Source organism: Pseudomonas guariconensis (genome assembly GCF_024127895.1).
GTDB classification, from domain to species: Bacteria; Pseudomonadota; Gammaproteobacteria; order Pseudomonadales; family Pseudomonadaceae; genus Aquipseudomonas; species Aquipseudomonas guariconensis_B.
The window spans coordinates 1-6,486 of record NZ_JAMYBK010000047.1; the positions used below are offsets into that span (position 1 = coordinate 1).

5 protein-coding genes and 1 pseudogene are annotated in these 6,486 nt (G+C 55.0%); 1 reads left to right on the forward strand and 5 read right to left on the reverse strand.

Annotation, left to right across the window (positions count from 1 at the left end):
- A pseudogene (locus NJF35_RS24260) lies at positions 1 to 111 on the forward strand (IS5/IS1182 family transposase); the annotation flags it as partial.
- On the opposite strand, the gene NJF35_RS24755 reads toward NJF35_RS24260, so the two are convergent.
- The 5 genes from NJF35_RS24755 to NJF35_RS24285 form a co-directional block, all read right to left on the reverse strand.
- Positions 82 to 816 (reverse strand): DUF6708 domain-containing protein, encoded by a 735-nt coding sequence (locus NJF35_RS24755; RefSeq protein WP_317235064.1) that lies wholly within the window; start codon positions 814 to 816, stop codon positions 82 to 84. The pseudogene NJF35_RS24260 and the gene NJF35_RS24755 overlap by 30 nt on opposite strands.
- Positions 817 to 1,105: 289 nt before the next feature.
- Complete coding sequence (locus NJF35_RS24270) at positions 1,106 to 2,191, reverse strand: DUF6708 domain-containing protein (RefSeq protein WP_253081794.1); 1,086 nt, start codon at positions 2,189 to 2,191, stop codon at positions 1,106 to 1,108.
- Positions 2,191 to 4,863, reverse strand: coding sequence for a T6SS effector BTH_I2691 family protein (locus NJF35_RS24275; RefSeq protein WP_253081795.1), 2,673 nt, complete (start codon positions 4,861 to 4,863; stop codon positions 2,191 to 2,193). The genes NJF35_RS24270 and NJF35_RS24275 overlap by 1 nt, the downstream gene beginning before the upstream one ends.
- A gap of 9 nt (positions 4,864 to 4,872) precedes the next feature.
- Positions 4,873 to 5,751 carry a DUF4123 domain-containing protein gene (locus NJF35_RS24280; RefSeq protein ID WP_253091592.1) on the reverse strand — a complete coding sequence of 293 codons (879 nt, stop codon included), beginning with the start codon at positions 5,749 to 5,751 and terminating at the stop codon, positions 4,873 to 4,875.
- Positions 5,751 to 6,486, reverse strand: a 736-nt coding sequence (locus NJF35_RS24285) for a bacteriophage T4 gp5 trimerisation domain-containing protein (RefSeq protein WP_410900361.1), incomplete at its 5' end; no start/stop codon positions are given. The genes NJF35_RS24280 and NJF35_RS24285, both read right to left, overlap by 1 nt.

Genomic DNA, 6,486 nt, shown 5'->3' on the forward strand with positions numbered 1-6,486 from the left:
CATCGTCGCTTGGCGACCCGTTACTGCAAGCTCGCGAAAAGCTATGCCGCCATGGTCACATTGGCCTGCTGGCGGCGATGTCTACGACAGTACTTTTCGTACAGAGCCTAGATCTTCACTGTTCCAATCCGTAGGCGGATAGACGAAATCCGGAAGTGCTTCGGCGCCTTGTTGCATGAAAAGCCTGGTAATTGCCCAGTACTGTTTGCCTTGCTCTATGTCGCTAGTGAAAAACACGCGGTCGATCACCTCATCAGTGCCAGGTTTGCGGACCGATATCATTACATTTTCAAGCAGCCCCCCGTATCCTAGGGGCGCGTATATGCTGTAGACCTCGGCGGTGAGGTCATCCCAGTCGTAGGCGACAGGCTTGACGCCCCAATTCTTGTGGCCAAAGGGATTAAGTCGGTCGAATCTATATTGGTAGAAATAGACCTTTCGGCGGTGCCTGTTGAAACGTATCGGTTGATCGCGAGGGTGCCCAATATCCATTCGGATGTAGGGAATTGTTAGCGCGAAAGCTAGAGCGAAAGATGAGGCGATGATGGCTGTAGATTCTAAATCTACTTTGGCGGTCGAGGCCAAATCGAGGTAAGTAAAAAATATAAGCATAATAAATCCTGCAAGGAGCAGTATGCTGCCTCCTACAGTCCAATAACCTCTGATCCTAAAGGTTGACCTTGGTACCTCTATGTAGGCTTCGTCAATGTGGTTTGGTGAGGGGACTGCGTGAGTTGCTGTTTTTTCTAGATGGCTAGGAACGCCTGGAGCAGGAAGGTCGTATTTCCATCCTAGGGCGCGATCGGGGATGTTCATTGGCTATCCTTCTGGATTGTGATTTCGGTATGAGCGTCTGGGGTATTGCGATCTGGCCAGTAATTTATTGGCGGGGAGGTAGTCATGATGTTGTTTTTTTTGATATCTTGGGCGAGTTCTTGCCTCGGTAACGCTGGCTGCCAAGTCTGATCCAGATAGCGTGAAACTTGATCGTCGCTGTTTTGAAGAGACGATGAGTGGGCTCGTGGGTAAGTTTCAACTGCACAAAGGAAGTATTTAATCAGCTATCTTCCGTTTGTGTTTTGGCGTCCTAAGGGCGGAGTTTCTTTTATGGGCGTTTGCCAGGCTTGAGCCGCCAGCGGTCAGCGTTGGCGAGTAGGCGCTTCTGTATTTCTGACGGGTAGTCACTCAGGGTTGTCAGTGGTGGGACTGGCTTGCCGGGCATTCCTGCTTCGCGAATGACCTTCGGCCAATGTGGCCTCCAGCACAGCATCAGGCTCACCCAGTGTGCAGTGCCGATAATGACGAAAGCTGGCCAAACCATGAGCAGGATGGCTTTCAGTAACCAACTGCTCTTGCGGAAGAATCGACCGAGGCCTTCGAATTGAGCGCTGAATGCCCGGATAGGGGAAGGTAGTTGGGTGCTCAGGCGTGGGCGAGGGACGGACTCCGGGCCTTCTTCCATGTATCGGCGGATGAACTCCCATTCGTCACGCAGCTCACTGCCACCTTGGCCTTGCTTGCCAAGAAATGCCACTTCCATATGGGGAAGACCGGTTCGGCTAGGGTGCCATATCAAACCGAGCCTCACCCCTAAACTGCAGGCGTCATCCTCAGGGTAAGTTGCCGTGCTTGCTGTTGTTTTCCACGGAAATGTAACGATCCCACCACAATAGCTAGGGCGATGTAGGTGAACCTGCTGGGTTTTTCGATTGAAGCGAATGAGGAGGTGGCGGCTGGTGATTATTTCCAGACGAGTAAGGTGAAATCCATATTTCGAGTAGAGGTAAATTATGGCTGCGTCAAGTGATAGCATGATCAACGTGGTTAGCATTGAAATAGGGGAGCGCATTGCTGGGTCGGTGATGTCTATCCAGATAAATCCGAGGGCCAAAAGTGTGGCTGTAAATATCATTGGGGCTATTCCGCCTAACGTTGCAAGTGTAATGAGTCCGCGTTTCTCTTCTGTTCCCCCGCAGCGCATATCCATATAAGTGTCATTGAAAGAAAATACGGGGCCGCGCGTGCGAGGGGTGTTGCTGACTGAATTGAAATGTATTTCCTCTTTTAGGTCGCTCTCATAGAAATCTTTGATGGCATATGTGTCATTCGCTGTTGCTTCTGCATCGGTTGCTTTTCGTCTGGGCTCTGGCTCGATGGAGGCTTGCCAAAGTCCCCATTCAATAAGATACATTACAGGACCTCGCTGAATGCAGCATGTAAAGCCGCTAGCTCTTCTTGTTCGTCATAAGGTTTCGAATGATTGTCGATGCGGTAAGTGCTGTGCTTACACCACTTTTCTAGAGCGTCGTCTTCAAGTACGAAAATGATCAGCGTCAACGCTAGACCGATCCAGAAAGCTCCAAGAATTAGCCGTGAGAGCAGTAGGCGAGCAGCTTGTGTTCCCAGTTTCGCTGCAAGCATTCCCATAGAACGGCCTAGTAGAGTTGTGATTCTGCTTTTGCTGCTCTGTGCTAGATAGTCGAAAAATGGCTTTGCAATCGCAATGGCAGATCCTAATTCCGCCAGCGATAGTGTTATTGTCGCCATCGCACGTGAAGTGTAAGCAGTAGCTAGAAGCTTAGACTCCTTCCGCCTCTGCACAGTAAGTCCCCCTAAACTTCTTTTAAAGTGCTCAATCCCATCCGCAAAATCCCACCACGCCAGAACCATTCCCCCCATCCCAGCCAGTCCAGCCCCCCAGAGCTTCAATCGCCCCAAGGTTACCACTGCACCTTTCCCCGTCACGCTATTTGCCCCATAGCGTGTCACTACCTGCTCGACATAGCTGGCGCCAATTTCGAAACCTGCTGCCGCGGAGGTCATGGCGGCAGCCATGAGTTCTGTTTTTAGTCGCTCATCACTGTCAGGCAACTCCTGCGCCTTGAACGCCATCAGCATCCCTTCCAGCAGGCACACTAAGGCAGAGACGCGGACTTTGTAGAAGTCACTCTTGTTAGCCTGCATCAACCCTTCCGCCCACGCCTGATCCAGGTAGCGTGCAACTTGGCCACTGCTTCGCTGAGGGCTCAGTACCTGGCCACCTCGAGCCGCTTCGCCCAGGCGAACGTCGACAGCTGTCTGATGAACCGAAGCGAACAGCGTGAGGCGCAGGCCATAATGTAGTGCACGGTCCATGCTGTTGGGCGCTGCGGTGCTCAGCACCTGCCGACCAAGCGCGGCATACCAGGCGTATAAACCGATGCTTGCGGTGCTGCTCTGGCTTTGTAGCTCTTCGTACAGGGTGTTGATACGCGCAAAGGCATTGGCTGCGGTGTGTGCCTGCCGGGCGAGCGATTCCGGCAACTCCAGGGACGATTGTGATGGCGGTAGGGCTTTGGCGGCTTCACGCAGGGCTGTGAGTTCTTTGCGAATATCATCCTGGTTGTAGGTGACGCCCCGCATCGCCAGGTTCGCCCGCTCACCCGGCGCGCTGCGCCACCAGTGATCCAGCAGTTTCGAACCCAGCTCACTGAACTCCATGCCGATCACGCATTGGCCGCTCTGCTCGGCAAAGGCCAGGCCATTGATCAGGTCGGAGTTGTCGTAGCGATCCAGCGCCTGCAGCAGTCGTTCGCTAATCAACCAGCGCACATGGTCCTTGGCACGGTCTTCTGCGGCCTGTTGGGCGTGCTGCATAACCTGCTCGAAACTTTCGAGCTGAGTGTGCATCGCTTGGCGGTCGACCAGGTATCCGTACTTCTTGTCGAACTTGGCCTTGAACTCCCCGGCGTCTTGGCGGGCCTGGACTTTGGCACGGACCTCACGTTCGAACTGATCTAGATGGGGCTTGATGCGTGCATCGTGTTCGTCGGCCTGCTTCCTGGCCCGTTCGGAAAACGCGTAGAACTCTACTGGTGTGGTCGGTTGGTTACGAATGGTCTCGGCCATGACTTCGCGTTTGACGATCTGGTCGGCCATCATCTGCGGGTAGAGTTTCTCTATTTCCAGGAAGGACTGTGCGACCAGCAGTTTGCGTTCGTTGTCTACGCCGGGTTCCACGTTGCGCCGCAGCCATTGTGTCCGCACGTCATCAATGGCCGCATTGCGCCACGCATTGAGTTCCTGCGTGATGCCAATGGCATCCTCGATCACGATGGCAGCACCACGTGGCTTGGTTTGATTGACGGCAGGTGCCAGCGCCTGCCGTGAGGCCTGCGGCGACACGATCTGGCCGCTATTGAACGGCTGCATGTCCAGCAGCGCTTTCAGTTGTGGGTCGTCCTGTGCCTTGAAGTCGGCCACCCAGTCCAGTTGATCGTATTTGAGCACATGGGCTTGCGGCGGTGCATCGGCGGGCTGGATGAAGCGCTCGATATCGATCGTTGGCAAGCTGCTGCGGTATTCATCTTCGAGCAGGCGGTAATTGTCGAGCATGCGCGGTGTCAGGGGGGAGGGGCTGAAGAGTGGGCGTAGCTCCTGGATATCATCCAGGTCGTACAGGGTGATGGTCCAGCCGAAGCCGCGAATCATCTCATCGAGTGTGGACGAACTGGAAGCGGGCTCCCAAGGGGCCTCGGCACTGATGTATCGCAGCGAGCCGTTCGAGGCCACCCGATACTGACTGTGCCACTCATATTCCTCAACCCGTTGGCGCTTGATCAGCAGATAGAGAAAACCCTCGCGCAGGGGGCGAATTGCGTAGCTCGATTGGTTGAGTTCGCCGACATCCTGGAAAGGGGCCAGATGGCTGGGTAACTTAGGCAAACGGGTGCGTTGGGCTGGCTTACCGCCGATGGCGGCGTAGCGCAATGGCAGTAGTTCGAAGCGACGTGTGCAGGAGGCGACCGGGCTGTTGCTCAGGGCCGGCTTGTAGCCGGAATTGATTCGTTTGCACAGCTCGAGGGTTTCGATGAGTGAATTCATGAGTAGTCCTCAGACTGTAGAACGCAGGTAGGCCTGCATGTTGTCGATCAGAGAGGATTGCTGGTCGCGGGTGGCGGCAAGCGCTTCTTGCCAGGCCGGCATCTTGCTGAGTAATTCGCCATTGCGGGACATCATCAATACATAAGTGATGAGATCGTCTTCACGGCTCAGGCCTTGTTGACAGGCTTGTGTCAGGTAGTGCTGTATCAGGCCAAGCCGCGTACCGTGGCAGTTAGTGGCCAATGTCGGGCCGGACTGCTCGTGCTTGAGCAGTTCGGCAAGCTGATAGCACAAGGGGTCACCCGCCAATGCTCTCCAGCACTTCTCATCGAGTGTGATAGGTGGAACGTGAGTGGCTTGCGGGCGATTATCGCCAGAGATCTGCAGCCACAGTTTTTTGTGCGGGTTAGCCACGGGAGCCCACCAGCGATGGATTGGCGCCAGCCACTCGCTGACGCCCGGCAGGTCACGTCGCGCATCCAATACCTGCAGACTGGCGGCAGTGTGGTAACGCAGAAGGTACAGCTGCCCGTGAGTTCCAGTGACAATATTGGCTTGGCTCAGATGTTGCGCTAATTGTGCGGGTGGCAGCGCGCTGACAATCCAACCGCATACAGCATCAACTGCACTTTGGGCGAGCTGCCATTGAAAGTCGTACTGGGCCGATACACCAGCACCAGGTCGAGCGCCGATCAACCAAGGACCTATTGTTCGCAAGTTGGAGAATTGAGCTTGCTGCAGAAGTGGCCAGCTTCGCTCTGAGTAATATTGCGTCAGCTTTTCGCGCGTTGAGGGGAGGAGGTTGGCCATTTCGACAATGGCGCTCAGTCGATACCGATCAGACTCTTCCAGCACTTTGACCAGTGCGTTGATGAATGGGTTGTGCATCAGCTTACGTCCTCCATGCGGATTATGTTGCGTCCGTCCGAGATCGCCTTGAGTAGGCAACTGAGGCAAATGGGCTCACCGGGCTCCGGCACGCCGGAGATCGATGTCGTGTGTTGGCTACCCTCCGATTGCTGGTTGATCGGCCCTGTGAACGTGAGCGCCACGCCATCCAGCGTGACGCCGGAGCCATCGATCCGTAGTAAGCCCGCAGGGCTTTTTATAGTTAGGCTTTCGCTGACCTCGATGTCATAAACCTTGGTCGTATGCCGGATGGCATCTCCGGTTTGCAGTGTGCTGTGGCCGGCAACCACCTGTTCGAGGTGGCCGCCGATTTCTATCGAATGGTTAGCTTTCGTTATGTCCTGCCGGTGGTTGCCTACTGTTTCGATTCGGTCTTGGCCAGTGACAATGGTGTGGGTGCGGCCGATGGTCAGGCTGTCGTCGTTGCTGATTTCATGCAGTCGGTTCTGCCCAATGCTGACGGACTCATCCCGTGCTACATCCTCGCTGCGGTCCTGCCCAATCGAAATCGTTTCGTCGCGCTCGACACGCTCACTGCGGTCATTCCCGACTTGTGTGGTCTCATCATGCTTGACCACATTGTTCTGGTCCCTCTGCGCATGAATGAACACTTCCTCCTGCCCCAGCTCATCCTCGAAGCGCAGTTCATTGAACCCCTTGCCCTTGTGGGTCTGGCTCTTGATCGTCATGCGCGTCTTGTGCTTGGGCAGTTCG

Excerpts from the sequence above, each read along its gene's own strand:
- NJF35_RS24275 (WP_253081795.1), bottom strand. The coding sequence starts at position 4,863 with ATGAATTCACTCATCGAAACCCTCGAGCTGTGCAAACGAATCAATTCC.
- NJF35_RS24270 (WP_253081794.1), bottom strand. The coding sequence starts at position 2,191 with ATGTATCTTATTGAATGGGGACTTTGGCAAGCCTCCATCGAGCCAGAG.
- NJF35_RS24755 (WP_317235064.1), bottom strand. The coding sequence starts at position 816 with ATGAACATCCCCGATCGCGCCCTAGGATGGAAATACGACCTTCCTGCT.
- NJF35_RS24280 (WP_253091592.1), bottom strand. The coding sequence starts at position 5,751 with ATGCACAACCCATTCATCAACGCACTGGTCAAAGTGCTGGAAGAGTCT.